The organism is Lysobacter sp. ISL-50 (assembly GCF_018612875.1).
Lineage (GTDB): Bacteria > Pseudomonadota > Gammaproteobacteria > Xanthomonadales > Xanthomonadaceae > Lysobacter.
The window spans coordinates 1-25,836 of record NZ_JAGGRI010000001.1 but is presented as its reverse complement, the minus strand read 5'-3'; the positions used below and the strand labels follow the sequence as shown (position 1 = coordinate 25,836).

At 67.4% G+C, this 25,836-nt stretch carries 22 protein-coding genes; 10 read left to right on the top strand and 12 right to left on the bottom strand.

Translation table 11 applies throughout. The features are described from left to right. Entirely contained in the window at positions 1-1,365 is a 1,365-nt protein-coding gene (locus J7J50_RS00110) for a peptidylprolyl isomerase (RefSeq protein WP_215058944.1), read from the bottom strand. Beyond that, positions 1,362-3,920: an LPS assembly protein LptD gene (lptD, locus tag J7J50_RS00105; protein WP_215058946.1), complete on the bottom strand. Its 2,559-nt coding sequence runs from the start codon at positions 3,918-3,920 to the stop codon at positions 1,362-1,364. The genes J7J50_RS00110 and lptD overlap by 4 nt, the downstream gene beginning before the upstream one ends. A 162-nt stretch (positions 3,921-4,082) precedes the next feature. Between lptD and msrB the strand changes: the two genes are divergently transcribed. After that, positions 4,083-4,547 (top strand): peptide-methionine (R)-S-oxide reductase MsrB, encoded by a 465-nt coding sequence (msrB, locus tag J7J50_RS00100; RefSeq protein ID WP_215058948.1) that lies wholly within the window; start codon positions 4,083-4,085, stop codon positions 4,545-4,547. 110 nt (positions 4,548-4,657) lie between these two features. On the opposite strand, the gene J7J50_RS00095 is transcribed toward msrB, so the two are convergent. The 3 genes from J7J50_RS00095 to J7J50_RS00085 are packed head-to-tail and all read right to left on the bottom strand — an operon-like array spanning position 4,658 to position 6,728. Beyond that, entirely contained in the window at positions 4,658-5,569 is a 912-nt protein-coding gene (locus tag J7J50_RS00095) for a histone deacetylase family protein (RefSeq protein ID WP_215058950.1), read from the bottom strand. A gap of 2 nt (positions 5,570-5,571) precedes the next feature. Next, positions 5,572-6,126 (bottom strand): cob(I)yrinic acid a,c-diamide adenosyltransferase, encoded by a 555-nt coding sequence (locus J7J50_RS00090; protein WP_215058952.1) that lies wholly within the window; start codon positions 6,124-6,126, stop codon positions 5,572-5,574. Positions 6,127-6,134: 8 nt separating this feature from the next. Then, positions 6,135-6,728, bottom strand: a complete 594-nt coding sequence (locus J7J50_RS00085) for a hypothetical protein (RefSeq protein ID WP_215058954.1) — start codon at positions 6,726-6,728, stop codon at positions 6,135-6,137. 300 nt (positions 6,729-7,028) lie between these two features. On the opposite strand from J7J50_RS00085, the gene J7J50_RS00080 reads away from it, so the two are divergent. Next, positions 7,029-8,420 carry an FAD-dependent monooxygenase gene (locus tag J7J50_RS00080; RefSeq protein WP_215058956.1) on the top strand — a complete coding sequence of 464 codons (1,392 nt, stop codon included), beginning with the start codon at positions 7,029-7,031 and terminating at the stop codon, positions 8,418-8,420. After that, positions 8,417-9,616, top strand: a complete 1,200-nt coding sequence (locus J7J50_RS00075) for an FAD-dependent oxidoreductase (protein WP_215058958.1) — start codon at positions 8,417-8,419, stop codon at positions 9,614-9,616. The genes J7J50_RS00080 and J7J50_RS00075 overlap by 4 nt, the downstream gene beginning before the upstream one ends. An 85-nt stretch (positions 9,617-9,701) precedes the next feature. On the opposite strand, the gene J7J50_RS00070 is transcribed toward J7J50_RS00075, so the two are convergent. Continuing rightward, positions 9,702-11,006, bottom strand: coding sequence for an MFS transporter (locus tag J7J50_RS00070; RefSeq protein WP_215058960.1), 1,305 nt, complete (start codon positions 11,004-11,006; stop codon positions 9,702-9,704). Positions 11,007-11,203: 197 nt separating this feature from the next. Between J7J50_RS00070 and J7J50_RS00065 the strand changes: the two genes are divergently transcribed. After that, positions 11,204-13,081 carry a DUF1302 domain-containing protein gene (locus J7J50_RS00065; RefSeq protein WP_215058962.1) on the top strand — a complete coding sequence of 626 codons (1,878 nt, stop codon included), beginning with the start codon at positions 11,204-11,206 and terminating at the stop codon, positions 13,079-13,081. Between the two features lie 437 nt (positions 13,082-13,518). Here J7J50_RS00065 and J7J50_RS00060 read toward each other — a convergent pair whose 3' ends face one another. The 4 genes from J7J50_RS00060 to J7J50_RS00045 form a co-directional block, all read right to left on the bottom strand. Further along, positions 13,519-14,211 (bottom strand): hypothetical protein, encoded by a 693-nt coding sequence (locus J7J50_RS00060; RefSeq protein ID WP_215058964.1) that lies wholly within the window; start codon positions 14,209-14,211, stop codon positions 13,519-13,521. 236 nt (positions 14,212-14,447) lie between these two features. Next, positions 14,448-15,518: a 23S rRNA (cytidine(2498)-2'-O)-methyltransferase RlmM gene (rlmM, locus tag J7J50_RS00055; RefSeq protein WP_215058967.1), complete on the bottom strand. Its 1,071-nt coding sequence runs from the start codon at positions 15,516-15,518 to the stop codon at positions 14,448-14,450. A 134-nt stretch (positions 15,519-15,652) separates the two neighbouring features. Beyond that, a complete protein-coding gene (locus tag J7J50_RS00050; RefSeq protein ID WP_215058989.1) occupies positions 15,653-16,207 on the bottom strand; it encodes a nucleoside deaminase in 555 nt (184 codons plus the stop codon). Positions 16,208-16,224: 17 nt separating this feature from the next. Next, complete coding sequence (locus J7J50_RS00045) at positions 16,225-17,994, bottom strand: glutamine--tRNA ligase/YqeY domain fusion protein (protein WP_215058969.1); 1,770 nt, start codon at positions 17,992-17,994, stop codon at positions 16,225-16,227. A 215-nt stretch (positions 17,995-18,209) separates the two neighbouring features. Here J7J50_RS00045 and J7J50_RS00040 point away from each other — a divergent pair, with 215 nt between their 5' ends. The 3 genes from J7J50_RS00040 to J7J50_RS00030 all read left to right on the top strand — a co-directional run bounded on the left by J7J50_RS00040 (position 18,210) and on the right by J7J50_RS00030 (position 20,933). Beyond that, a complete protein-coding gene (locus tag J7J50_RS00040) occupies positions 18,210-18,485 on the top strand; it encodes a DUF2007 domain-containing protein (RefSeq protein WP_215058971.1) in 276 nt (91 codons plus the stop codon). A 260-nt stretch (positions 18,486-18,745) separates the two neighbouring features. Then, complete coding sequence (locus J7J50_RS00035; RefSeq protein ID WP_215058973.1) at positions 18,746-19,702, top strand: DMT family transporter; 957 nt, start codon at positions 18,746-18,748, stop codon at positions 19,700-19,702. A 223-nt stretch (positions 19,703-19,925) separates the two neighbouring features. Then, entirely contained in the window at positions 19,926-20,933 is a 1,008-nt protein-coding gene (locus J7J50_RS00030; protein WP_215058975.1) for an SDR family oxidoreductase, read from the top strand. A gap of 85 nt (positions 20,934-21,018) precedes the next feature. Here the strand turns inward: J7J50_RS00030 and J7J50_RS00025 are convergent, their stop codons facing one another. Beyond that, positions 21,019-22,662 carry a peptide-N4-asparagine amidase gene (locus J7J50_RS00025; RefSeq protein ID WP_215058977.1) on the bottom strand — a complete coding sequence of 548 codons (1,644 nt, stop codon included), beginning with the start codon at positions 22,660-22,662 and terminating at the stop codon, positions 21,019-21,021. A gap of 296 nt (positions 22,663-22,958) precedes the next feature. After that, positions 22,959-23,906: a LysR substrate-binding domain-containing protein gene (locus J7J50_RS00020; RefSeq protein ID WP_215058978.1), complete on the bottom strand. Its 948-nt coding sequence runs from the start codon at positions 23,904-23,906 to the stop codon at positions 22,959-22,961. A 159-nt stretch (positions 23,907-24,065) separates the two neighbouring features. Here J7J50_RS00020 and J7J50_RS00015 point away from each other — a divergent pair, with 159 nt between their 5' ends. From J7J50_RS00015 to J7J50_RS00005, 3 genes are all read left to right on the top strand, one after another. Continuing rightward, on the top strand, positions 24,066-24,605 hold the full coding sequence (locus J7J50_RS00015) for a peroxiredoxin (protein WP_057943950.1): 540 nt from the start codon (positions 24,066-24,068) through the stop codon (positions 24,603-24,605). Between the two features lie 365 nt (positions 24,606-24,970). Further along, the gene (locus tag J7J50_RS00010; RefSeq protein ID WP_057943949.1) at positions 24,971-25,498 is read left to right on the top strand and encodes a carboxymuconolactone decarboxylase family protein; all 528 of its coding nucleotides are present in this window, start codon (positions 24,971-24,973) and stop codon (positions 25,496-25,498) included. A gap of 69 nt (positions 25,499-25,567) precedes the next feature. Continuing rightward, the coding region (locus J7J50_RS00005; RefSeq protein ID WP_215097434.1) for a hypothetical protein at positions 25,568-25,836 on the top strand (269 nt) is incomplete at its 3' end.

Below are 25,836 nucleotides of genomic sequence, written 5' to 3'. Positions count from 1 at the left end.
TCAGCCGCCGGCCGGTTTGGCCGGAACGGTGGTCTCGGTGCCGGGCTGGCTGGCGTCGGCGGCCTTGCCGACGCGGAAGTCCACGTAGGCTTCGCCGCGCTTCTCGCGCAGGAAGCGGTTCCATTCCTCTTCCAGCTTGCGGCGGCCGATGGTCTCCTGGACCTGGGCGCGCTTGCTCTGGTCGGCGACGTCGCTCTGACGCGTGCCCAGGCGCTGGACGATGTGGTAACCGGCGGTGGTGTGGATCGGCTGCGAGACTTCGTTGTCGGTCAGCGCGGCGACCGCGCCGCCGAACTCGGGACCGAATTCGTCCTGGGTGAACCAGCCCAGATCGCCGCCCTTGCCCTGGGTGCCCAGGTCTTCCGAGCTTTCCTTGACCACGTCCTCGAACTTGGCGCCACCGGCGATGCGCGCGCGCAGGGTCTCGGCCTTGGCCTTGGCCTGGGCTTCGGTGGTGGTGTCGTTGATGCGCACCAGGACGTGGCGGGCGTGGTACTGGGTGACCATCTGCGGGCCGGACTGCGAGGCGTCGCGCACCTCGACCAGCTTGAGCAGCTGGAAGCCGCTGGGGCCGCGGATCGGGTCGGTGACTTCGCCGGCCTTCATCGACTTCATCATCTCGCCGAACGCGGCCGGGATTTCGTCGAGGCTGCGCCAGCCCAGGTCGCCGCCTTCCAGCGCGTTGGGGCTGTCGGAATAGCGCACCGCGGCGGCGTTGAAGTCCATCTCGCCCTTGGCGATCAGGGTCTTCACGCCATCGACCTTCTTCTGCGCCGTGGTGATCTGCTCGGGCGTGGCGCCTTCGGGCAGGGCGATCAGGATGTGGGCGAGGTGGTACTGGGTGCCGGTGTTGGCCTGCGCCTTCAGGGCCGCGTCGATTTCCGCGTCGCTGACCGAGACGCGGGTCTGGGCGAAACGCTGACGCAGGCGCTGGACCAGCAGTTCGTCGCGGATCGAGGTGCGGAAGTCGGTGTAGGAACTGCCGTCGCGGGCCAGTTGCTGGCGCAGCTGGTCGATGCTGAGCTTGTTGGACTGGGCGATGCTGCCGATGGCCTGATCGACTTCCTGATCGGTCACCCGCACGCCGGTGCCCTGGGCCTGGGCGACCTGGATCTTGAGCAGGATCAGGCGCTCGAGCACCTGCCGTTCGAGCACGTCGCGCGGCGGCAGCTGCTCGCTGCGGCCGGCGTACTGGGTGAGGATATTGGCGACGGCGCGATCGAGCTCGGTCTTGAGGATGACGTCCTCGTCCACCACTGCGGCGATACGGTCGATCGGCTGCTTGTCCTGGGCGTGGACGCTGCTCAGCAGCAGGCCAGCGGCAAGGAAACCAGCGAACAGCGGGCTCGCGAAACGTTTGTTCATAGGGTCGGGTCGAGGGTCGAGTCGTCGGCGTCGTTGCCGCGGTTTTGGCGGCTGACCGTGGGAGACGGCGGCGCCAGATAAAGGTCGTCGCGGTTATAGCCGAGAATAGCACGGCGCAAAACGCGCTCCGTGTTCTGGCCGGCCGAGCCTAGGCCCTTGAGCTCGAACTCCACCTGAAGCGAGCTGTTGAGGTCTTCGGAGCGGTTGCGCTGGTAGCGGCGGGCGATCAGGCGCACCGCCAGGCAGCAGCTTTCCCACTGCACGCCGCCGATCTGCTCGAGCGGACGCTTGTCCTTGATCGAGTAGTAATAGCGGCCGACCACGCTCCAGTTGTTGTTGATCGGGTACAGGAAGGAGAAGTCGGCCTGCTCGTACTGGTCGCGCACGTCGCGCGGGGCGTCCAGGGCGGCGCTGAGGTTGCGGCGGTAGCGGTAGGCGAAGTTGACCACGCCCGAATCGCGGAACAGGTAGCGGGCGCGGAAAGTGGCCACGTCCTCGCTGCGCAGGCGCGGGTCCCACTGGTAGGTGGCGTTGAGGGTCCAGCGGTCGCTGGGCGAGACGCTGACGTCGGCCACCCAGGCCGACTTGCCCTGCTTGATCGGGGTTTCCGCGCCGATGACGGTGCGGATGTCGTCGAAATACTGGATCTGGCCGATGCTGGCGGCCAGGCGCTCGCGGCCGTCCTCGGAATTGATCAGGCGGGTGGTCAGCGCGGTGGTCAGCTGGTTGGCGTCGGTCTGGCGGTCGGCGCCGGAGTAGCGGTTGTCGCGGAACAGCGCGCCCCAGCTGAACGACATCGGGTTGGTGTCGAACAGCGGAATGCCGTTCTGGTCGCGGTAGGGCGCGCGCAGGTAGAACACGCGCGGTTCCAGGGTGTGGATGTAGTTGTCGCCGCGGATCTGGGTTTCGCGGTCGAAGTACAGGCCGGCGTCGATCGAGGTGATCGGCAGGCTGCGGGTGGGCGACTTGTTGTAGAAGCTGCGCACCAGTTCCGGCGTCTTGGTCGCCGTGCCGTTGCTGGCGGCGACGAAGGCGTCGGCCTGCTGGTTGGCCATCTGCTGGGCGAGGTCGCCTTCCAGCTCGTAAGCGGTATAGCGCCAGGCCAGCTTGGGCCGGATGAACCAGGCCGCGCCTTCCAGGGGGAGGCTGACGTAGGGCTTGATATCGAAGCGGCTGCCGCCGGGGATCGCGGTGCGCAAACCCGGGGGCGCGGCCGGATCGCCCGGAGTGAACTTCATGTCCTCGTGCTGGAAGCGCACGGCCTCGGTGTCCACGCCGGTCTCGACCCACTTGTTCCACGGCTGCGCCCAATGGAAGCTCGCGCGCGGCAGGCGGTCGTAGGCCAGCGAGTTTTCCTGCAGGGTGAAGTCGGCCAGCTGGTTGTGGTCGGCGGTGAAGCTGGCGTCCCAATAGCGGCCGCGGCCGTAGATGCCGACTTCGCTGCGCAGCGAGATCGCCGACTGGCCGTACAGGCTGTTGCTGAAATCCTGCAGGTAGTACTTGTCGCTGACCCAGGCCAGGTTGGCGGCGGCGTACCAGGTGCCGTCCAGGCGGTGGGTGGTCTTGAGCGCGAACTCGCCGCGGTTCTTCTCCGGCAGGCGGTCGGCCGGAATCGGGAACAGCGCCGGGCCGCCGCGGCGGTAATCGGTGTAGCGGTTGCGATCGTTGCTGGGCAGGTCGTCGCTGGGCATCCAGTTGCCCGAGACCTCGCCCGAGCCGCGCTCGTACAGCCAGCGGAACTCGCCGCCCATGGCCACGCCGCGCTTGCTCATGTAGCGCGGGAACAAGGTCGCGTCGTAGTTCGGCGCCAGGTTGAGGTAGATCGGCTGGCGCCAGTCGAAGCCGTTCTTGCCCGACACGCCGATGTTCGGAAACAGCAGGCCGGTGCGGCGGCGGTCGTCGATGGGGAACATCAGCCACGGCACGTACAGCACCGGCACCTTGCCGATGCGCAGCACCGCGTTGTGGGCCACGCCCATGCCTTCGTCGGTGTTCAGATCGATGCGGTGCGCGCGCAGCTCCCACACGCGCTGGTTCGGCGCGCAGGTGGAATAGGTCGAACCGTGCAGGGCGCCCTTGGCGCCGTTCAAGTCGATGCGCTCGGCGCCGCCGTTGCCGCGGCGTGAGGTCAGCTGGTACTCGACGTCGTCGATGCGGTGCTGATCGGCGTTCTGGTCGCCCTCGGCGTGCTCGGCGACCAGGCGCATGCTGGAATCCTGGTAGCGCACGTGGCCTTCGGCCGTGTACTTGCCCGACTCCTGGTTGTAGCTGAGCTTGTCGGTGCCCAGGAACTGGTCGCCGCGGCTGAGCCGGACGTTGTCCTGGACCACGATGTTCTGCTCGTCGCTGCCGCGCTGCAGGGTGCCGCCGTCGATGTCGGTCGGCTGGGCGGCGCGCTGGTCGGCGGTGCCGGTGGGGGCGGGGGCGTCGTCGAAGGACGGCACCGCGTCGATCAGCGGGCACAGCCCCCAATTCTCGTTGTCGTCCGCCGCGTAAGCGGGCAGAGCGATGGCGATGCACAACGACAACGGGAGCAGGCGGAGGGGTTTGCGCACGCGAGCATCCGGCAGACGGAAAACGGCCGTTAGATTGCCGTATCCCTTGCAAGCGGGCAACGCGAACGCCATCTATCGGGCTCCGGCGTTCAGTTCCGCGAACGCCCGCCGGCCCGGACGCCAGCGGCCCGAGCGCCGGCCCGCCCGCCTTTTGGAGGAGACATGAGCCAGCATCCCCACCCCAACTCCGTCACCGATTCCAACCCGGCCGCGCCGGCGGTCGAGAAGAGCGAAGCTGAATGGCGCGAGCAACTGTCGCCAGAGCAATACGCGGTATGCCGTTGCTCGGCCACCGAGCGCGCCTTCACCGGCCGTTTCTGGAATCACAAGGAAGCCGGCACCTACACCTGCGTGGCCTGCGGCGAGCCGCTGTTTTCCTCGCAGGCCAAGTACGACTCGGGCAGCGGCTGGCCCAGCTACTACCAGCCATTGAGTGCCGACGCGGTGGCCGAACATGCCGACGAAAGTCACGGTATGCGCAGGATCGAGGTCAAATGTGCGCGTTGCGACTCGCACCTGGGGCACGTTTTCCCGGACGGCCCGAAACCCACCGGGTTGCGCTACTGCATCAATTCGGCGTCGCTGGGATTCCAGGGAACGGACGCGGCACAAACGCCGGCCGGTTGAAACGATCGAGGCCGGATACCTTCCTGCCGCCTTTCGATCCTCGCCGGCGGGTCGGGTCCGCCGGCCTGTGAGGCGCGGCTCGCGCCGCGCTCACAGGCGTCAGGCCTGCCTCAGGCCATCAACGCGCCGACATGCGCGACCGAGCTTTCGCGCAGCGCGGCCAGGTCGTAGCCGCCTTCCAGCATCGACACCACCCGGCCCAGCGCATGGCGCTCGGCGATCGCCACCAGTTCGGCGGTGATCCAGCGGAAATCCTCGCCGTCCAGTTCCACCTGCGCCAGCGGGTCGCGCTTGTGCGCGTCGAAGCCGGCCGAGATCAGCAGCAACTGCGGACGGAAGCCGTCGATGGTCGGCAGCAGCCGCTCGCGCCAGACCCGGCGGAAGCCTTCGCTGCCGGTGCCCGGCGGCAGCGGCGCGTTGACGATGTTGCCGACGCCGCGCTCGTGCACGTAGCCGGTGTCCGGATACAGCGGCATCTGGTGGGAACTGACGTACATCACCCGCGGATCGGTGTCGAAGATCGCCTGGGTGCCGTTGCCGTGATGGACGTCGAAATCGATCACCGCCACCCGCGACAGCCCGTGTTTCTCGCAGGCATGGGCGGCGGCGACGGCGATGTTGTTGAACAGGCAAAAGCCCATCGCCGCATCGATGGTGGCGTGATGGCCGGGCGGACGCACCGCGCAGAAAGCGCGCTTGTCCTCGCCCTTGATCACCGCATCGACCGCGGCCACGCCGGCGCCGGCCGCGCGCAACGCGGCTTCGGCCGAGCCCGGCGCGAGCACGGTGTCCGGATCGAGCTGCATCGGTCCATCGACCACGCTGTCGAGCACCAGCGACAACAGCCCGTCGCCGTGCGCGCGCAGCAACTGGCCGCGGCTGGCCAGCGGCGCTTCGCACCATTGCAGATCCGGATAGGCCTCGCGCAGCGCCTCGGTCACCGCGACCAGACGCAACGGCCGCTCGGCATGACCCGGACCCGGGTCGTGGCGCGTGCAGGCCGGATGCGTGTAGATGCGCACGATCAGCCCTTGCGGCGCTCGTGGTTCCAGGTGACCTCGCCGTGGCCGCTGGCGCGGGCCAGCACGCGGGCGATCACGAACAGCAAGTCGGACAGGCGGTTGAGGTAACGCACCGCTTCGGGGCGCACGCTTTCCAGGCGCGACAGCGCCACGGTTTCGCGTTCGGCGCGGCGCACCACGGTGCGCGCGATATGGCAGCGCGCCGCCGCTTCGCCGCCGGCCGGCAGGATGAATTCCTTCAGCGCCGGCAGATCGTCGTTATGGCCATCCAGCCATTGCTCCAGGCGATCGATGTCGGCATCGAAGATCGCCGCGTGGCCGGGGATGCACAGCTCCGCGCCGAGGTCGAACATCTGATGCTGGATCGCGACCAGCTGATCGTGAACCAACGCCGGCAGCTCGCTCGCCAACACCAGGCCGATGGTCGAGTTGGCCTCGTCCACCGTGCCGTAGGCATCCACGCGCGCCGAATCCTTGCCGGTGCGACTGCCGTCGCCCAGGCCGGTGCTGCCGTCGTCGCCGGTGCGGGTATAGATTTTCGAAAGACGGTTGCCCATCGGGCCGATCAGCGCTTGCTGCGGTCGTTCGGCGCCGGCAGCGGCTTATCGGCCTTGCTGGCGCTGGCGGCGATGGCCTGGACCACGGTGGCGATGCCGACGTAGGTCGCGGTGGTGCGCAGGTACGGCAGCAGCCATTCGAAGTAATTCGCGGCCCAGCCGGCGAAGGACTTGTTCTGCACCGAGTCGGAGATCCAGTAGAAACTGCCCTGGCTCAGCAACTGGCACAGCGCGACCGAGCCGATCAGCGCGACCGCGGTCAGGCCCAGCGTGCGCCAGCCGCGGCTGTAGTTGCGCGACACCCACAGGCCGCCGGCCCACATCGCGAAGTACGCCGGGACCAGGAACCAGTACGCCGCCGACACGCAGTAGTGTTGCCAGAAATTGATGCCCTGGCGGGTGATCACCGCGTAGTCGATCGCCACCGCCAACGCCATCAGCAGCGGGAACGCCCAGCGGGTCCAGGTGCGCAGATAGAAGCCGCCGATGAAGAACACCGCCCAGGATGCATCGGGGATTGGCGTCCAGTGATTGACGCGGGTAGCGACCATCAACACGGCCAGCAGGGCGAGGATCAGACTGTTGCGGGTGTTCGGCTTCATGGGTTCGGTCTCCTGACGCCGGACCGGCGCGTCGATCCGCACATTCTAAGGAACCTGCGACGAAAGTGCCGGTTTGCTTGCGGGGGCGGTCGCGGGCTGGGAGGCGCTGTTCCTCTAAGTGATTGATTCGCGGGGTCTGAGCGGAAGGCATCGGGCCTGAAGGCCCTCCCACAAAAGATTGCGTGGCCGCGAAGTGTGTTGTGGGAGGGCCTTCAGGCCCGACGCTCTTCGATCAGACATCCACATCCATCCAACCCGATCCGAACAGACGCTGCACGGACGCCGCCGTATCATGAACGCATGACTTCCGACGCCACGCAGCCGTCTCCGCACGCCACCGTCCACGCCAGCCACGATGTCCTGATCGTCGGCGGCGGACTGGTCGGCGCCAGTCTCGCCATCGCCCTGGACCGGCTCGGCCTGGACGTGGGCCTGATCGAAGCCGCGCCGCCCGGCGCGCTGCCGGCGGTGTTCGACGAGCGCAACCTCAGCTTCGCCGAAGCTACCGTCAACGCGTTGAGCGCGCTGGGCGTGCTGCAGAAACTGCGCGCGCCGACCGGCTCGATCCGCCGCATCCATATCAGCCGCCGCGGCGATTTCGGCCGCGCCGTGCTCGACGCACAGCGCTACGGCCGCGAAGAGTTCGGCCGCATCGTGGTTGCGCGCGATTTCGGCGAAGCGCTGGAAGCGCGCCTCGCCGAACTGCCGCGATTGCAACGCTATCGGCCGGTAAGGTTTGTGGGTCTGGCCGACGAAACGTGTGAGCGTGATGTTGGTTCGGCCGGTGAAACTCAGGCGCGCGATGCGGATGCATCGTCTCGGCGCGACACAGACGTTGCGACCGGCGCGGGCTTCGGTTGGCGCGCGATCCGCGTCGCCGACGGCGCCGGCGAACGCGTGCTGCGCGCGCGCCTGTTGATCGCCGCCGACGGCACCCGCAGCGGCGTGCGCGAAGCGCTGGACATCGGCGCGGACGAATACGACTACGGCCAGACCTTGTTCATCACCCGCCTGCGCTGCGAACGCGCGCCCGACGGCACCGCCTTCGAGCGCTTGGGCGACGAAGGCCCGACCGCGCTGCTGCCGCGCGGCGATCGTCATTACGGCCTGATCCACGGCGTCGCCAACGCCGAAGCCGGCGCGGTCGCCGCGCTCGACGAGGCCGGCTTCCTGGCGCGCGTGCAAGAAGCCTTCGGCTGGCGCGCCGGCCGCTTCCTCGCCTGCGGCGCGCGCGGGATGCATCCGGCGATCCGGGTGCTGGCGCGCCGCACCACCGCGCGCCGCGCGGTACTGGTCGGCAATGCCGCGCAGACCATCCATCCGATCGGCGCGCAGGGCTTCAACCTGGGACTGCGCGACGCGATGACCCTGGCCGAACTGATCGAGCACGACTTGAGTGCGAACGCGGCGCGGGCCGATTGCGGCAGCGCCGATCTGCTCGAACGCTACGCGCGCCGCCGCGCCGAAGACCGCGAGCGCACGGTCAACTTCTCCGATTCGCTGGCGCGCATCGCCTCCAACGCCACGCCCTTGCTGCGCCCGCTGCGCAGCCTGGGATTGCTGGCGCTGGACCGGCTGCCGACCGCGCAGTCGATGCTGGTCGGCGGTGCGATGGGTTATCGCGGCGATGTCCCGGCGCTGTGCCGCGGCGAAACCGGTGTCGATGCCTGGGGCGCGGGAGGCCGCGCATGAGCCGGCGCGAGATGTTGGACATCGTCGTGGTCGGCGCCGGCGTCGTCGGCGCGGCGGCGGCGCTGGCGTTCGCCAGGGACGGTTTCGAGGTGGCCTTGGTCGAAGCGCGCGAACCCGCGCCGTGGTCGCCGCGACAGCCCGACCTGCGCGTGTACGCATTCGCTCCGGACAATGCCGCGCTGCTGGACAACCTGGGCGTGTGGCCGTCGGTGCGCGATGCGCGCGCGCAGCCCTACCGCACCATGCGGGTGTGGGACGCGGCCGGCGGCGGCGAACTGCATTTCGATGCCGATGCCTTCGGCCGGCGCGAGCTGGGTTGGATCGTCGAACACGGCCTGCTGGTCGATCGCCTGTGGTCGGCGCTGCCGGCGGCGGGCGTGCAGTTGTATTGCCCGGATCACGTCGAAGCGCTGGAACTCGATGCGCCCGACAGCGTCGGTGTGGTGTTGGCCGGTGGCCGTCGCCTGCGCGCGCGCTTGCTGATCGCCGCCGACGGCGCCGATTCCAGATTGCGCGAACTGGCCGGCATTCAGGCGCCTGCGCACGACTACGGCCAACGCGGCCTGGTCGCTTATGTCGATAGCGAACTGAGCCATGAAGCAACCTGCTGGCAGCGATTCCTGCCAAGCGGGCCGCTGGCGTTCCTGCCGGTGCAGGGCGAGGACGGCGCGCGCGACCGCCGCAGTTCGATCGTGTGGACCTTGCCGGCGATCGAAGCCGATCGGCTGCTCGCACTGGACGAGGACGTATTTGCGAACGCGCTCGAACGCGCCTTCGCCGGCCGCCTGGGCGCATTGACCCTGGCGTCCAAGCGCGCCGCCTTTCCGTTGCGCCGCCAGCTCGCCGATCGCTACGTCGCCGGCCGCGTGGTCGTCGCCGGCGATGCCGCCCACGTGGTGCATCCGCTGGCCGGGCAGGGCGTCAACCTCGGCCTGCGCGACATCGCCGGTTTGCGCGAAACGCTGGCGCAAGCGCGCAAGCGCGGACTCGATCCAGGTTCGCCCACGCGCCTTGCGCGTTGGGCGCGCGAACGCCGCAGCGAAAACGCCCTGGCCGCGTACGGCTTCGACGGCTTGAACAAACTGTTCTCGAACGACGATTTCGCCGCGACGATGCTGCGCGGGCCGATGCTCGGCCTGGCCGGCAGGCTGCCGCCGCTGACGCATTATTTCTGGCGCCGCGCGGCGGGACTGTGAGCTGAGGAGTGAGTTCAGAGGAGTGAGTAAAGGCCGCTGGCGGCTTCGCACTCATTTCTCATTCCTCTGAACTCACTCCTCTCAATCAGTCCTCGTGAAAGCGCTGCCGCGTCCTGAGCAGATACACCGACACCAGCACCCCGACCACCGCCACGCCCATCACGTAGTACGCCGGCGCCATGCCGCCCAGGTGCGAGGCCATGTAGCCGATCAGCGGCGGCGTCAGCGCGCCGAACACGGCGTAGGCGACGTTGTACGAGAACGACAAGCCCGAGAACCGCACCGGCGCCGGGAACGACGCCACCATCACCGCCGGGATCACCCCGACCACGCCGACGAACACGCCCGCCAGCGCGTACAGCGGCAGGAAGTTGTGCGCGCCGTGATTGAGGTCGTAGTACAGCGCGAAACTGCTGGCCAACACGCCCAGCGAGCCGATCAGCAGCGCCTTGCCGCGGCCGAGCTTGTCCACCAGCAGGCCGCCGCCGACCGCGCTCAGGGTCAGGAAGAACGCCGCCAGGGAATTGCCGAGAAACGCGCGCGCAGGTTCAATGCCGAACTTCTGCTGCACGATGGTCGGCGTCATGAGGATGATCACCACGATCGCCGCGGTCAGCAGCCATGTCACCAGCATCGACAGCGCCACGCCGTCCAGGTGATTGCGCAGCACCTGCTTGAGCGGGAGTTCCTGCACTAATTGACGGCTGGCGCGCATCGCCGCGAACACCGGCGTCTCGCTGAGCCAGCGGCGCAGATACACCGCCAGGAAACCGAACACGCCGCCGATCACGAACGGCGCGCGCCACGCGCCGCCCAGGACTTCGGCCGGAGTGAACCAGGTGTTGATCGCGGTGGAGATCAGCGAACCGATCAGGATGCCGGCGGTGAGTCCCGCCGACAGCGTCGCGCAGGCGAAACCGACGCGGCCGCGCGGCGCGTGCTCGGCGACGAAGGTCCACGCGCCCGGCACTTCGCCGCCGATCGCGATGCCCTGCACGATCCGCAGCGCCAGCAGCAACAGCGGCGCGGCGATGCCGATCTGCGCGTACACCGGCAACAGGCCGATGAACAGTGTCGGCAGCGCCATCAGGAACACGCTGAGCGTGAACATGCGCTTGCGTCCGGAGCGATCGCCGAAGTGGGCCATGATGATGCCGCCGATCGGCCGCACCAGATAACCGGCGGCGAAGATGCCGTAGACCTGCAAGGTGCCCAGCCAGGTCGGCATGTCCGGCGGAAAGAACAGCTGCCGCAAAGTTTCGGTCAGGAACACGAAGATGACGAAGTCGTAGAACTCCAACGCGCCGCCGAGCGCGGACAGCAGCAACGTGCGGAGGTCGTTGCGGTTCAGCGGGCGGGCGGCGTCGGGAACGATCGTTGTGGCGGTCATGGCGTGCGGCGTGTCGGGCGGACGGGGGAGGCAAGGCACTATGCCGCAACGCTGGGCCGACGCAAGTCACAGGATGTGCGATCCGGCCTAAAGTAGTAGTGCGGCGCCCGCGCGGCCGATGCTAGAAACACAGAGTCTCCGTTCCCCCGCAGAGCTGTATTTTGTTCTCTTCTCCTTTTTCAGGCGCGCTTGCCGCCATGCGCGCGCAGGTGCCGGCCATCGCCGCTGTACCGGCCGCGCTCGCTTTGATCCTGTCGTCGCCGGCCGTTCGCGCGGCCGAATTCGAACTCGCCGACGGCCGCATTCAGGGCCAATGGAACACCCGTGTCGTCGCCGGCACTTCGGTGCGCACCGACAAAGCCAAATCGCATCTGCTCGGCAAGGGCTTTGCCTCCGACGGCCGCGCCAAGGGCGGCAACGGCGCCGATACCGCCGACGACGGCAATCTGAACTTCGATCGCGGCGATACGTTTTCGACGTTGTTCAAGATCGTGCAATCGGTGGATCTGAAATATCGCGATGTCGGTGTGAACCTGAGCGCGCGCACCTGGTACGACGCCACGCTGGACAATCGCGAGGTCGCCCAGGGCAATGTGCCGAGCGGGTTCGATGCGCGCGCGCCGCTCAGCGATGCCGGCTTCTCGCGATCGAACAAATTCTCCGGATTCCTGTGGCTCAACGCCTATGTCTACGGGCACCTGAAACTCGATGAGGACAGCGCGCTGGATCTGCGCGTGGGCAAGCAAAGCGTGAAGTGGGGCAACGGTTTGTTCCTGCAGGGCGTCAATCAGGTCAATCCGATCGATTACACGACGTTGCGCCGGCCCGGCACCGATGCGGCCAGCGAAGCGCAGATCCCGGTCGAGATGCTGTGGGCGAAGTGGACGCTGGATTCCAAGCTGAGCCTGGAAGGGTTCTGGCAATGGAACTGGCGCGCGTCGGAATACGATCCGTGCGGCACGTTCTTCTCCGGCAGCGATCTGGGCTTCGATCGCGGCTGCGCCGGCATCCAGACCAATGCCTACTACCCGATCAACAGCGCATCGCCTGACGCGGGGCCGTGGCTCAGTGACGGCTTCATGCAATCGATGGGCGCTGTCCTGCCGCGCGATCGCGACCGCTACGGCAGCGATTCGGGGCAGTGGGGTCTGGCGCTGCGTTATCGCGACGAGCCGCGCGGATTGGGCTGGGGTGCGTACTACCTGCGGATCAATTCGCGCGCGCCGTATCTGGACGCGATCACGATGGACCCCGCGCTCACCGATCCGACCCTGGCGCCGCGGCTGATCGCGGCCGGCGTTCCGACGAGTTACGCGCAACTGTCCGCGCGGCTTTCGACAATCCGCGTGTCGTGGGAATACCCCGACGACATCCGCATCTTCGGCTTGAGTTTCGATGCCCGCGTCAAAGGCTGGAAGCTCGGCGCCGAGCTGTCGCATACGCAGGATCAGCCGGTGCAGCTCAATACCGCGGACATGTTCCGCGCGCTGACCAGCAACGGCGGGCCGATCGGCCAGCGCAACGCGGTGCTGCCGCCGAGCGGGTTGTTGCGCGGCTACGACCGCGTCGGCAAGAGCCAGTTGCTGCTGAATTTCCAGCGCAGCTTCACTGGCGTGCTGGGCGCGCAGCAGGCGTCGGTGTCGGGCGAAGTCGCCTACAGTCATGCCGATTTGGCCCCGCTGAGCCAGGCGCGTTATGGGCGCGGCTTCCATTGGGGATTCTCGCCGGAAGGCTACGGCGGCGTGTGTCCGCCGGTGCAGAATCCGCGCGGCTGTATCGATGAAGGGTTCTACACGCGCAATGCCTGGGGCTATCGGTTGCGCGCGCAACTGGACTATGCGCCGGGCGGTGCCTGGACGCTGTCGCCCAGTCTGAGTTTCGGCCACGATGTGCGCGGTTATGCGATCGACAATCAGCTGGTCGAGGATCGCCGGCAGCTGACGCTGGGGTTGCTGGCGAAGTACGGCAAGAACTATTTCGCCAGTGTCAGCTATACCGACTATGCCGGCAGCGCGCGTTACGATCCGCTGGCGGATCATGATTTCGCCAGTGTTGCGGTGGGGGCTGCGTTCTGAGTGATGCGGTTTGGTTCGCGGTTTGCGATGTGGAATCGACAAGGGATGGCAGACTTATGCACGCGTTTGGTCTCCATTCCATTCCTCGCGAAACCTTTTGCTCGTCATTCCCGCGAACGCGGGAATCCAGGGCCTTTCGTGCGTGAACGTTTGAAGTCACTGGATTCCCGCGTTCGCGGGAATGACGGCGTGGAGGGATGGCGCTAAAGGTCCTGGACTCCTGCTGGCGCAGGGATGGCGATCTGGAAAGATGGCGCTGAAGTCTCTGGATGTTCGGCTACGCCGAAGTAAAGCGGAGCCCGCCTTCGCGGGAATGACGGTTTTGGGGATGCTGCCAAAGACTGGAAGTATTCGGCTTCTATGGCGGGCCTATTTGGTTTCTATGAATTGAAGGAGAGACCGCCTTCCGGCAGGAACGGCGGCCTCCGCCCCGATTCTTACCGCCTCCACCCCGAAATCTCGCCGACACTCAACACCCCATCGGCATTGACATCCACGGCGATGAAATTAGCGCTGAGCGGCGTGAACGCCCGCGCCTCGCTGCGCGTCAAGGTTCCGTCGCCATCGACATCGAGCGCGACGAAATCGACATTGCGCCCGTCGGATGGCGCAGCGACCACCGTCGCCGGCAGCTGATTGGCTTCCGCGGTCGCCGCGGCCGCGGCCTGCGCCACGCCGGTGGCATCGGTGGCGATGGCGGTCGCGGTGCGCGCTTCGCTCATGGCCGCCCGGGCTTGAATCGCGGCGCCGGTCGGGTTGCTGCCCGAGACCGCGGCGGCTTGCGCCGAACGCGCGGCTTCCGACGCGCGCACGGCCTGGCGCGCGGCGGTTTGCGCGTCGATGGCCGAACTCTTGGCCTGCTCGGCGGTGATTTGCGCCGCTACCGCGCCGCGTGCGCTGATCGCGCCCTGGTCGCGGGTGTCGGCCGCCGCGCGCGCGGCGGTTTGCGCGCTTGCCGCGTCCTTTCGCGCGGCTTGCGCCTGCGCCGCGGCGGCATCGGCTTTCTCGATCGCTTCATGCTTCGATTCGACCTTGGCCGGAACCTGCGCCGATGCGGCGCCGGCGCTTGCCAACGCGGCCAGCAGGGTCAAGGCGAGCAGGGACTGTCGTGAGTTCGCGTGCTGCTTCATGGCGGAGCCTCGCGCTTGGGAGAGGTCCGACGCTAGTCCGCCGCGGATCAATCGGGCGTCAATCTTCGAAACCGGCGCTGAACGGCGCGGCGCGGCGAAGATGAATTGCGAACTGCGACGATGCCGCGCTATCGCGCCCCACGGAATGAAAGCGCCGGTGAATCACGCGTGCGAAATGCGCGCATCACCAGGGCATCACCGCGATGAACCGAAGCCATCGCGGACGAACGCGCCGCTTACTTCGGCGTAGCGAACACCGTGATCTCTTCGCGATCGTGATACAGCTGGCGCGCGCGCACGATCATCGGCCGATGCGCCTGATGCTCGAACGCCTCCAGGCAGATGCGCGTCTCTTCCCAGCGCTTCTTCATCGGCAGCTTGAGATTGAAGATCGCCTGCCGGCACCAGTTCTCGCGGAACCAGGTGGCCATGCGCTCGGCCACGCGCGCGGGCGACTCGACCATGTCGCAGACCATCCAGTCCAGGGTGCGCTTGGGCTGCCAGGTGAAACCGTCGGCGCGCAGATGATCGACGCGGCCGCTGTCGAGCAACGCCTGCTTCAAGGGGCCGTTATCGACCGAGGTGACTTTCATGCCGTTGCGCATCAGCACCCAGGTCCAGCCGCCGGGCGCGGCGCCCAGGTCGGCGGCCTGCATGTTGTCGCGCACGCGGCGTTCGCGTTCTTCGTCGTCGAGCAGGGTCAGCAGCGCTTCTTCGAGCTTGAGCGCGGAGCGGCTGGGCGCGTCGGGATGCATGCGCAGGCGCGCGATGCCCAACGGCCACGGCGCGCTGTCGTGCGGCTCGGACATCGCCAGCACGGCGTGATCGCCGGCCAGGAACGCCACGTGCAGGCGCGGCCGGCGCGGATCGTCGGTCTTGCTCAGCCAGCCGGCCTTGCGCAGCGCCGGGCGCAGCGCGTTGCCGAAGCTGCGCGCCAGGCCGGCCAGCGGCTTGCCGTCGTCGGAGTCGGGATGCTCGACCCACAGTTCGCCGAACATCGACACGTTCAGGCCCGCGCCGCCCAGCGCATCGAGCGCGGCCAGCATCGGGGTGATGCGGTCGGTCGGATTCAAGCCGGGCAGATCGGCCAGACGCACCAGCTTCTGCCGGGCGAAGATCAGCTTCGACCACGGCAGCGCGCGCGACAGCGCGGCGGCGTCCTCGACGATGAATTCGACGTAGCCGCTGTTGCGCTGGGTGCGCGCATAACCGGGGTGGCCGGCGAGCGCGGCGCGTTCGCTCAATTCGGCGGCGAGTTCGGGTTCGAAGCCGGCGCGGCACCAACACAACAGGGCGGAGTCGGTCATCGTGGGACACTCGCTGAAGCAAAGGGTAGGAGCGGCGCGAACCGCGACCGCGTCGATTCGATTCGTAAACCGACGCGGTGGATGGCAGGAGCGTCGTCGCGGCTCGCGCCGCGGCTAGCCCTTGGAACGTCGGATCAGTACGAAACGCCGCTCTCGCCGTAACGGCGCAGCACGTCGCAGGCGGCTTCGCGATGCAGGTCGCGGCGCACGGCGATGCCGCGGCGTTCCAGTTCGCCGATCCAGTCCGCCGGCAGCGGGCCTTCGTCGAATTCTGTCAGGCGCATCACGTCTTCCGAGCGCGCGCCGATCAGCAGCTGGTCGATGCCGGCCCAGAAGCTGGCGCCATAGCACATGCAGCACGGCTGCGCCGAGGTGGCCAGGGTCATCGGCCCGATGTCGTTGAGCCGGAACGCGCTCAGCGCCGCTTGCGCGCACATGAAGGCCATCATCTCGGCGTGGGCGACCGAGCAGTTCTGCGGCACCACGCGATTGACGCCGACGCCGACCACCAGGCCGTTGCCATCGAACACCGCCGCGCCGAACGGGCCGCCGGTGCCCAGCTCGATGTTGCGCCGGGACAATTCGACCGCCAATGCGACCTTGTCCTCATCGCTGAGGTAAGCGCGCTGGCGATCGACCGCTTCATCGATCCAGTCCGGCAGCGCCAACTGCACCGAGCCGGTCAGCAGGTAGGGGATCTTCGGACTCATTCCTTGCCCGCCCAGGTATCGCGCAGCGTCACGCTGCGGTTGAACACCGGCTGCTGCGGACGATGGTCGTAGCGATCGGCGACGAAGTAGCCCACGCGCTCGAACTGGAACGCCTGCTCCGGCGCGGCCTGCGCCGCGGCCGGTTCGACATAACCGGTGACGGTGCGGCGCGAGTTCGGATTCAGGTGATCCTTGTAGGTCTTGCCGTCGCTGTCGTCGTCGGGCGCGGCCACGTCGAACAGGCGGTCGTACAGGCGCACTTCGGCCGCGACCGCGTGGCGCGCGCTGACCCAGTGGATGGTGCCCTTGATCTTGCGATCGGCGCCGGCCATGCCGGGACGCGATTCGGGATCGAGCGTGCCGCGCAGCTCGACGATGTCGCCGGCTTCGTTCTTGATCACTTCATCGCAGCGCAGGATGCCGGCGCCGCGCAGGCGCACTTCGCCGCCCGGGATCAGGCGCTTGAAGCCCTTCGGCGGCACTTCCTCGAAATCCTCGCGCTCGATCCACAGCTGGTTCGAGAACGGCACCTGACGCGAGCCGAAGCTCTCGTCCTTGGGATGATTGGAGAAGTGCAGCGATTCTTCGTGCGAATCGTCCAGATTGGCGATGACCAGCTTGAGCGGATCGATCACCGCCATGCGCCGCGCCGCGGCCGCGTCGAGGTCTTCGCGCAGGCAGCCTTCCAGCACCGAGTAGTCGATCACCGAATTCTGCTTGCTCACGCCCAGGCGCTCGGCCCACAGGCGGATCGAGGCGGCGGTGTAGCCGCGGCGGCGAATGCCCTGCAGGGTCGGCATGCGCGGATCGTTCCAGCCATCGACCAGCTTGTCCTGCACCAGCACCATGAGCTTGCGCTTGCTCATCACGGTGTAGTTGAGGTTGGCGCGCGAGAACTCGATCTGGCGCGGGATCGCCGCCTCGTTCGGGAGGCCCTTGGCCAGCAGCGGCGCCAGCAGCTCGGGCGAATTCGGCAGATCGACCTTGCTCACGCACCAGTCGTACAGCGGGCGGTGGTCTTCGAACTCCAGCGTGCACAGCGAATGGGTGATGCCTTCGCACGAATCGCTGAGCGAATGGGCGAAGTCGTACATCGGATAGATCGGCCAGGCGTCGCCGGTGTTCTGGTGGGTGACCTTCTTGATCCGGTACAGCGCCGGGTCGCGCAGGTTGATGTTGCCCGAGGCCATGTCGATCTTCGCGCGCAGGGTGCGCGCGCCGTCGGCGAACTCGCCCGCGCGCATGCGCCGGTACAGGTCGAGGTTTTCCTCGACGCCGCGGTCGCGGTACGGCGAATTGCGGCCCGGCTCGTTGAGCGAGCCGCGGTAGGCGCGCACTTCCTCGGCGCTGAGATCGCAGACGAAGGCGTCGCCCTGGCGGATCAGCTTTTCGCCGGCCAGATAGAACAGTTCGAAATAATCCGAGGCGTGGCGCAGCTCGGCCCACTGAAAGCCGAGCCAGCGCACGTCGTCCTGGATCGCCTCGACGTATTCGGGGTCTTCCTTGGCCGGATTGGTGTCGTCGAAGCGCAGGTTGCAGCGGCCGCCGAATTCGTTCGCGACGCCGAAATCCAGGCAGATCGCCTTGGCGTGGCCGATATGCAGGTAGCCGTTGGGTTCGGGCGGAAAGCGCGTCCGCACGCCTTGGTGCTTGCCGCTGGCCAGGTCGTCGCGAACGATCTGACGGACGAAATCCTGTTTGACCGCGGCCGGGGCGGCGCTGTCGGCGGGATGTTCGGGGGCAAGACGGGAAGGATCGGCGGACATGCAATGCATCTTGAGAAAGAGAGAATCGGGAGTTTAGCCGGTGCCGGGCCGGCTTGCCCGTGCGACCCGGTCCGCGCCGGCGGGGGCGGGCTTGCCTGGATGGCTGTTTCGGCGCCGATCGCGCGCGTGGGACGGCGGTGGGCGCGCCCGGCGCGGCGCGGCGGCGTATGCTGGCCGCAGACTCGCAAGGCCGCGCAGGCCGAAGGACTGCGACGATGAAAGTCGTCTACGAAGCCGCCCATCTGATCGATGCCCATCTGGTCCGGCACGCGCTGGAAGATGCCGGGATTCCGGTGTTTCTGCGCGGCGAGGCGCTGGTCGGCGGGCTCGGCGAGTTGCCGCTGTTCGGCGCGGTGCAGGTGTGCGTGCCGCAGATCGTCTGGCCGCAGGCGCGCGAGGTGGTCCGGCAGCTGTCGCTGGGCGAGCCGCCGCCGCCGGCCGAGCCGGAGCCGCTCGCGGCGATGCCGCCGCCGGGCTGGCTTCCGGCCTGAACGCCGTGGTCCGGGCCTCGCGGCCCGGGTCCGCCGGCGGTTCGGCCGCGGCGCCAAGGCGCCACGGGTCCGCGACCTGAAGGTCCGGACCGGGTAACGACTGGACCCAATCAACCCTATCCCCATTGAAGCGCCCGTCGCGGCGCGACCGGCCCGGTGCCGGCCGCGGCGACGCGGCGCCCGTCCAGGCTCCGGGCCGTGGACGGATCGACCGGAGTTTTCGCGATGCGATCGACACGACTGTATTTCCGGGGGCGCGCATGAATGCCTCCTCTCAAGCCTCCTCGCGCGGCGCGCTGTTGCAGATGCTGTTGGGCGCCAGCGTCATCAGCAGCTCGGCGGTGTTCGTCAAACTGGTGGAGATCGGCCCGGCCGCGTCGGCGTTCTGGCGTATGGCGCTGGCGGCGGTGATCCTGCTGGTGCTTCTCGGCCAGCCGTGGCGGCGCGATCGCCTGCGCCATTGGCGGCCCGAAGGCCGGGTGCTCGGGCTGGTCATGCTGGGCGCGGCGTTCCTGGCGCTAGATCTGTGGCTGTGGCACCGCAGCATCCTCTACGTCGGCGTGGGCCTGTCTACCTTGCTGGCGAATTTCCAGGTGTTCGTGCTGGCCGGCGTCGGCGCGATCTGGCTGGGCGAACGCGCCGGCTGGAAGCTGTGGCTGGGCCTGAGCATGGCCCTGGTCGGGCTGGCGTTGCTGCTGGCGCCGGGCTGGGAGCACATGGACGCGCGTTTCCGCATCGGCGTGGCGTTCGCGCTGGCCGCGGCCTTGTTGTACGGCGGCTTCCTGCTCGCGTTCCGCGCCGCGCAGGCGCGTCGCGGGCAGACGCCGAACGAGGCCTTGCAGTGGTGGCTGTGCCTGGGATCGGCGGCGGTGCTCGGCGCGATCGTGCCGTTCGGCGGCGAGACCCTGCTGCCGGCGAGCGCGCGCGACTGGATGATCCTGACCGCCTACGCCGCGATCGCGCAGGTGCTGGGCTGGCTGGTGATCGGCCGCGCCATGCCGAAGCTGCCCGCGGGCGTGGTCGGCCTGTGCCTGTTGCTGCAACCGCTGCTGGCCTATGTCTGGGACGTGCTGTTCTTCCATAAGCGGCTGGGCGGAATCGAATTGATCGGCATCGCCTTGTCGCTGGCGGGCATCTTCCTCGGCCTGGCGCGCGGCGATCAGCCCTTATTCGCCCCGCGCGAGCAAGCCGGCGACGCCGAAGATCCGTCCGTATAAGTTTCTGCAGTTTTCTGCTTCTGCTTATGTGGGAGGGGCTTCAGCCCCGATGCCTTTCGATCCGATGAGATTCAGGCAGCGGAACTGAAGCCTCTCCCACAGACACCCAATGCGAATTCAACGATAAGACCATGTGAAACCCGCGCCGCGTGAAGTTCACGAGTCGCGAAGACCCGCGCCGATAGCGTGGCGGCAACGCCTCACTGGCTTATCGGAGCGTGTCATGCCGAGCAAGAAAGCGACCCCGTCGGCGAGCGCCGAACGCAGCGCCAGCCATCAGCGCGCGATTCAAAAACAGGTGGACCGCCGCGACGCGGCGCAGGCGAAAGCCCCGAAATCCTCCCATGACAAACCGCCGGCCGTACAAGCCGGCGCGCGCGCGCAGCCGGAAAATCCGCTGCCGCGGCAACACCTGCGCAAGCCCGGCAACGAACACGAACTCGATCCGCAACCGCGTTTCCTGGCGCCGGATTATCGCGGCAGCGACAAGCTCGACGGCATGGCGGCGATCATCACCGGCGGCGATTCGGGGATCGGGCGCGCGGTGGCGGTGCTATTCGCGCGCGAAGGCGCCGATGTCGCCATCGTCTATCTCGACGAACACGAGGACGCGCGCGACACCTGCGCGCATGTCGAGCGCGAGGGCCGGCGCTGCCTCGCCATCAGCGGCGATGTGAAAGACCCGCGCTTTTGCGAACGCGCGGTGGCGCAAGCGGTGGAAGCCTTCGGCCGCCTCGACGTGCTGGTCAACAATGCCGCCTTCCAGGAACACAGCGCCAGCCTGGAAGACTTGCGCGAGGAGCATCTGCAGGAGACGCTGCAGACCAATATCGGCGGTTATTTCCACATGGCGCGCGCGGCGCTGCCGCATCTGGGCGAGGGCGCCTCGATCATCAACACCGGCTCGGAAACCGGCCTGTTCGGCAGCAAGGAACTGCTGGATTACTCCGCGACCAAGGGCGCGATCCACGCCTTCACCCGCGCGCTGGCGAGCAACCTGCTGGAGCGCGGCATCCGCGTCAACGCGGTCGCGCCCGGGCCGGTGTGGACGCCGTTGAATCCGGCCGACCGGCCGGCGAAGGAGGTCGCGAAATTCGGACAGGACAGCGACATGGGGCGGCCGGCGCAGCCGGAAGAGATTTCGCCGGCCTACGTGTTCCTGGCCTCGCCGGTGTCGGCTTCGTATGTCAACGGCGTGATTCTGCCGGTGATGGGCGGGCCGCGCGGTTGATACCGATGCGCGAGCCGTAGAGAGATCGGAGGCGGAACGACGCCGATATAGCGCGCCGCTCCGCCTGCCGATCATTCGCGAAGCCTCAGCGCGGGCCGCCGCAGCGATAGCGATCGGTCGCGATGAACCCGTTGCTCTGCGAAATTTCGTGGTCGTAGCAACCCTGCGTGCCGATGCTGCGGTGATGCTGCGTCGAATGCCCGGTCGCATGCCGCTGCGGCCGCGGCACGCCGTAGTTCCAGCCGGCTTCGCCTTCGAAGCGGTTGCGCTTGATCTGCGCGAGCGCCGGCTGGCCCGGGGCCGGGGTCTGCAAGATGTTGGCCTCGTCGGAGATCTTCATCCTGGTCACGATGCGCTGCGCCGTGCCCGAGGGCTGCACGCTGATCGAGCCGTCCACGCCGAAGCGCTGCGATTGCCTCGACACGCTCGGCAGGCCGCGACCCAGGCGAGTGACGGTCTGGGTGTCGTTCCATTCGCCCTGGAGGCCATCGGGATTTTCGTCCGCGCCCCAGCCGTGCAGATTGGTGTTGCCGACGATGCGCTCGACCGTGGTGTATTCGCGGCCCTTCGAGGTATCGACGTAACCGCTCGCGCGCAGGCGATGGCCGCCGCGGGTATCGACCTGGAACGTTCCATCCGGCGATGCGCTGTATTTCGACTCGGCCGCAAGCGGAGTCAACTCGTAACTGAGCAAACGCCCGCCGGTGGCGGCGCGGCGCGCGTCGGTCCAGGCCTGCAGGTTCGGCTGCAAGGTCCAGCCGGAGGCGCCGTCGGGCAGGTTGGCGACGCGGAACCGCACTTCGTGCGCGCGGCCGTCGTTGACCGCGCCGATGAAGGGCGACAGGTCGTAGCGGATCGGTTCGATATTGAACGCGCGCGGCGCCGGCAGCACGTACCACAGGAACGGATTCGACCAGCCGCCGGTGTAGATGTGCGGATAGGGCATGGCGATGCCGGCGACGCGGCCGTCGATCAGCACCTGCACTTCGCGATACGGGCCGTGCTGGGCGGGGCAGGAGTAGTTCGCTTCCGGCGGCGCGGTGAAGTACCAGAACTCTTCGCAGCCGCCGCCCGAGCCCGTCGCGTAGACCTCGCCGATCCAGCGCGTGGCGTTGGCGGGCAGGGTGTAGTCGCCGATCAGGTCGCTGCCGTCGCGGCGTTCGTTGTTCAACGGCGCGACCGCGTCGGCGCTGTCCGGCGCGCGATGGCGGCGGTCGGTGTTGTAGAACACGACCCGCGCCTGCACATAGATCACGCCGGTGTAGGTCTCGTTGACCACGTTGCCCAGATACATGCGCACCTGCTGCGGCGACTTCAGCAAGGCCGCGTAGGCGCTGATGTCTTTTTCGACATGCCAGCCGATGCCGTCGCGCGACGGCTCCGGAGTGCTGGTCGACAGCACGGTTATGCCGCCGATCTGCAGATAGCCCAGGCGATCGAACTGCACGCCTTTCACCTGGCCGTCCATTTCCAGCACCACCTTGCTCCATGGCCCGGGGCAGGCGGCCGGCGGCGCGATCGCGCCCAGGTGCCAGTCGAAATCGGCGAACGCGGTGTTCAATACTTCGACGGTGCAACTGCGCGTATCCGGGCGGGCTACCGGCGGATCGGCGGTGCGCGGGTCGTCCCAGTCGCTGCCGAATTCGTCGGCGGCGAACACCGGCGCGGTGTTGAGGCACAGCAGGGCGAGCGCTGCGGCGGACAGGCGCGAGGGGAGGCGTGATCGCATGTGGGTGATCTCGTAAGCGCGGGGAAGGCCATGGCGAGCGCCGTGGAATGCGGTGGCGTTGCGATGGGCGGGGCGGTTCCGAGCTTCCGTCTTCGCGTGCGAGGCGGCAAGGTGCGCATGTGGCACGATGCGGGCAATCCTGCGACCGATGCCTCAGTTCGCCGGTCTTTGTAGGAGGGGCTTCAGCCCCGATGCCTTCCGATCAGATCATCGCGTCGTAGCGAAAAGCATCGGGGCTGAAGCCCCTCCCACAAAAAATTTCGAAGGTTCGTGCCTGGGCTGGAAGTTTGAGTGGCTCAATCGGACTCGCGCAGGCTTTTGTTCTTTTCGCTCATCGCCCGCGGCGGCTGCAGTAGCGAGGCCGGCAACTTGCGCAATTCATCGGCCAACTGCATCAGGAAATCCGACATCGCCGAGCTGCGCCGCCACAGCATGCCGACCTGGCGGTGCGGCGATTCGCCGTTGAAGCTCAGCAGGTGGATGTCCGGCGACGGCGGCACCGGCGGTTGCACCGCCAGCATCGGCAGCAAGGTGATGCCCACGCCCGCGGCGACCATCTGCCGCAGCGTTTCCAGACTGGTGGCGCGGAACCCGTCGCGCTCGTCGGCGCCGGACAGGCGGCATACGTCCAGGGCCTGTTCGCGCAGGCAGTGGCCTTCTTCCAGCAGCAACAGGTGCTGATCGTCCAGATCGTGCAGATCCAGCGAGTCGCGCCCGGCCATCGGATGCTGCTGCGGCACCGCCAGCAGGAAGGGTTCGTCGAACAAGGGCTCGACGTGCAGTTGATCGTCGTGGATCGGCAGCGCCAGCAGGCCGGCGTCGAGGCGGCCGTCGCGCAGGCGGGCGAGGATCTGGTCGGTCTTCTCTTCGACCAGCAGCAGCTCCAGGCGCGGGAAGCGCTTGCGCAGGCCCGGCACCACGTGCGGCAGCAGGTACGGCCCCAGCGTCGGGAACAGGCCCAGGCGCACGGTGCCGGCTTCCGGGTCCTGGCTGCGGCGGGCGATCTCGCTCATCTGCTCGACATCGGCGATGACCTTGCGCGCGCGCTCGGCGATGTCGCGTCCGACCGGCGTCAGCATGACCCGGCGCGGCGCGCGCTCGACCAGCGATACGCCCAGCTCTTCCTCCAGCTTCTTGATCTGGGTGGACAGCGTCGGCTGGCTGACGAAACTCGCCGCCGCGGCCCGGCCGAAGTGCTTGTGATCGGCCAGGGCGACCAGATATTTGAGATCACGAAGGTTCATACGACGGCTGTCAATTGAGGATGGCTATCGGCATAATAGGAACAATTCATTTCATTAATCAAATGCTGTGGCGCAACATACACGGCATAGGTTGTAACCCTCGGCTGCACCCAACCCCTTTCCACCCATCCCATCCCGTCCCCTCAAGGAGTCATCCGCATGCTTTCGATCGGCGAAAAGTTCCCCAAGTTCAAGGTCAAGGCCACGGTCGGTATCGACAGTCTCGATAGCGCGTTCGCCGACATCGACAACGACACCTACAAGGGCAAGTGGCTGCTGGTGTTCTTCTACCCGAAGGACTTCACCTTCGTCTGCCCGACCGAGATCAAGGGTTTCGGCGACCTGAACCAGCAGTTCCTGGACCGCGACTGCCAGGTGCTGGCCGCCTCCACCGACAGCGAGTTCGTGCATCTGGCATGGCGCAAGGATCACAAGGATCTGCGCGACCTGCCGTTCCCCATGCTGGCCGACATCAAGAAGGACCTGACCTCGGCGCTGGGCATCCTGACCGACGACGGCGTCGCTCAGCGCGCCACCTTCCTGGTCGATCCGGACGGCATCATCCGCTTCGTCTACGTCACCGACGGTTCGGTCGGCCGCAACCCGCAGGAAGTGCTGCGCGTGCTGGACGCCCTGCAGACCGATGAGCTGTGCCCGTGCAACTGGAGCCAGGGCGAGAGCACCCTCAAGGTCGCTTGATTCGCGATGGGTCGTCCGGTAACGGACGGTCCGAAGCGACGATCGGCCCGGAGCGTGATCTCCGGCGGAGCCGGATTCCGTGATCCGGTTCCCCTCTGGTTCTGCTGCGCTGTCGGCCTGAGCCGCCAGCGCAGGTTTTTTCGGCAACGCCCGCATGCGCCGGTCCCCCACCGGCCTCCCTCCCTCCCGTGCGGGATGTGCCCGCGGCCGGGGTTCGCCCCGGCCGCACTTACTCGCGCATGCGTGTCAGCGCACGCGTCTTTCTTATCGTCATCCCAGCCAGCCGTGCGCTTGCGCATGCCCGCCAGGCGTTGACGCGTGTCCGTCGCCCGACGGATGGTTTCCGCAGATTTCAGGAGTTTTCGATGAGCCTTTCCGAACTTCGCAATTCGCTGCCCGATTACGCCAAGGACCTCAAGCTCAACCTCGACAGCGTGCTCAGCGACGCCGGCTCGCCGGGCGTGGACGCCAAGCAGATCCGCGCGATCGCGCTGGCCTGCGCGATCGCCTCGCGCTACAAGCCGTTCGCCGCGGCGGTGGAGGAATTCGCCGCCGAGAAGCTGTCGCCGGAGGAAATCAACGGTGCCAAGGCCGCGGCGGCGGTGATGGCGATGAACAACATCTACTACCGCGCCACGCATCTGATCCAGAACGAAGAGTACGGCCAGTTGCGCGCGGGTTTGCGCATGAATGTGATGGCGAATCCGGGCATCGACAAGATGACCTTCGAACTGGCGTCGCTGGCGGTGTCGGCGATCAACGGTTGCGGGGCTTGCATGGACTCGCACGAGAAGGTGTTGCGCAAGCATGAGATCAGCGCGCAGGGCGTGCAGAGCGCGCTCAAGATCGGCGCGGTGGTGCATGCGGTTGCGGTGACGTTGGAGCAGATGTGATCGGTTGATTTGGCCGGTGCATGGTTGTAGGGAATCGCCGGCGCAAGCCGGCGATTTTCGTTTTGGGGGTTGCGCTATCTTCCTGCCGCTGCCGCTGCCATCGCCATCGCCATCGCCATCGCCGTTGTTCTTGCTCTGCTCATGTTGTTGCTGTTGCTGTTGCTGTCATTTGCTTTGGCTTTGGCTTTGCTTCAGCTCTGGCCTGGCGCAGCTTGTTACTCGCGAGACCAGGGACACCCGGAGGGCGGCGCACATGGACGTGCGCCGGGTCCCGCCGTGGGCAGGATGCCCACTGCGGGACCTGCCTGCGTCGGCATCGCACTCGTGGCTCTTGATTC

Bases quoted from the DNA above. Each gene is read 5' to 3' on its own strand.
- J7J50_RS00110 (WP_215058944.1), bottom strand. From the start codon at position 1,365: ATGAACAAACGTTTCGCGAGCCCGCTGTTCGCTGGTTTCCTTGCCGCT.
- msrB (WP_215058948.1), top strand. From the start codon at position 4,083: ATGAGCCAGCATCCCCACCCCAACTCCGTCACCGATTCCAACCCGGCC.
- J7J50_RS00090 (WP_215058952.1), bottom strand. From the start codon at position 6,126: ATGGGCAACCGTCTTTCGAAAATCTATACCCGCACCGGCGACGACGGC.
- J7J50_RS00085 (WP_215058954.1), bottom strand. From the start codon at position 6,728: ATGAAGCCGAACACCCGCAACAGTCTGATCCTCGCCCTGCTGGCCGTG.
- J7J50_RS00080 (WP_215058956.1), top strand. From the start codon at position 7,029: ATGACTTCCGACGCCACGCAGCCGTCTCCGCACGCCACCGTCCACGCC.
- J7J50_RS00075 (WP_215058958.1), top strand. From the start codon at position 8,417: ATGAGCCGGCGCGAGATGTTGGACATCGTCGTGGTCGGCGCCGGCGTC.
- J7J50_RS00070 (WP_215058960.1), bottom strand. From the start codon at position 11,006: ATGACCGCCACAACGATCGTTCCCGACGCCGCCCGCCCGCTGAACCGC.
- J7J50_RS00065 (WP_215058962.1), top strand. From the start codon at position 11,204: ATGCGCGCGCAGGTGCCGGCCATCGCCGCTGTACCGGCCGCGCTCGCT.
- J7J50_RS00060 (WP_215058964.1), bottom strand. From the start codon at position 14,211: ATGAAGCAGCACGCGAACTCACGACAGTCCCTGCTCGCCTTGACCCTG.
- rlmM (WP_215058967.1), bottom strand. From the start codon at position 15,518: ATGACCGACTCCGCCCTGTTGTGTTGGTGCCGCGCCGGCTTCGAACCC.
- J7J50_RS00045 (WP_215058969.1), bottom strand. From the start codon at position 17,994: ATGTCCGCCGATCCTTCCCGTCTTGCCCCCGAACATCCCGCCGACAGC.
- J7J50_RS00040 (WP_215058971.1), top strand. From the start codon at position 18,210: ATGAAAGTCGTCTACGAAGCCGCCCATCTGATCGATGCCCATCTGGTC.
- J7J50_RS00035 (WP_215058973.1), top strand. From the start codon at position 18,746: ATGAATGCCTCCTCTCAAGCCTCCTCGCGCGGCGCGCTGTTGCAGATG.
- J7J50_RS00030 (WP_215058975.1), top strand. From the start codon at position 19,926: ATGCCGAGCAAGAAAGCGACCCCGTCGGCGAGCGCCGAACGCAGCGCC.
- J7J50_RS00025 (WP_215058977.1), bottom strand. From the start codon at position 22,662: ATGCGATCACGCCTCCCCTCGCGCCTGTCCGCCGCAGCGCTCGCCCTG.
- J7J50_RS00020 (WP_215058978.1), bottom strand. From the start codon at position 23,906: ATGAACCTTCGTGATCTCAAATATCTGGTCGCCCTGGCCGATCACAAG.
- J7J50_RS00015 (WP_057943950.1), top strand. From the start codon at position 24,066: ATGCTTTCGATCGGCGAAAAGTTCCCCAAGTTCAAGGTCAAGGCCACG.
- J7J50_RS00010 (WP_057943949.1), top strand. From the start codon at position 24,971: ATGAGCCTTTCCGAACTTCGCAATTCGCTGCCCGATTACGCCAAGGAC.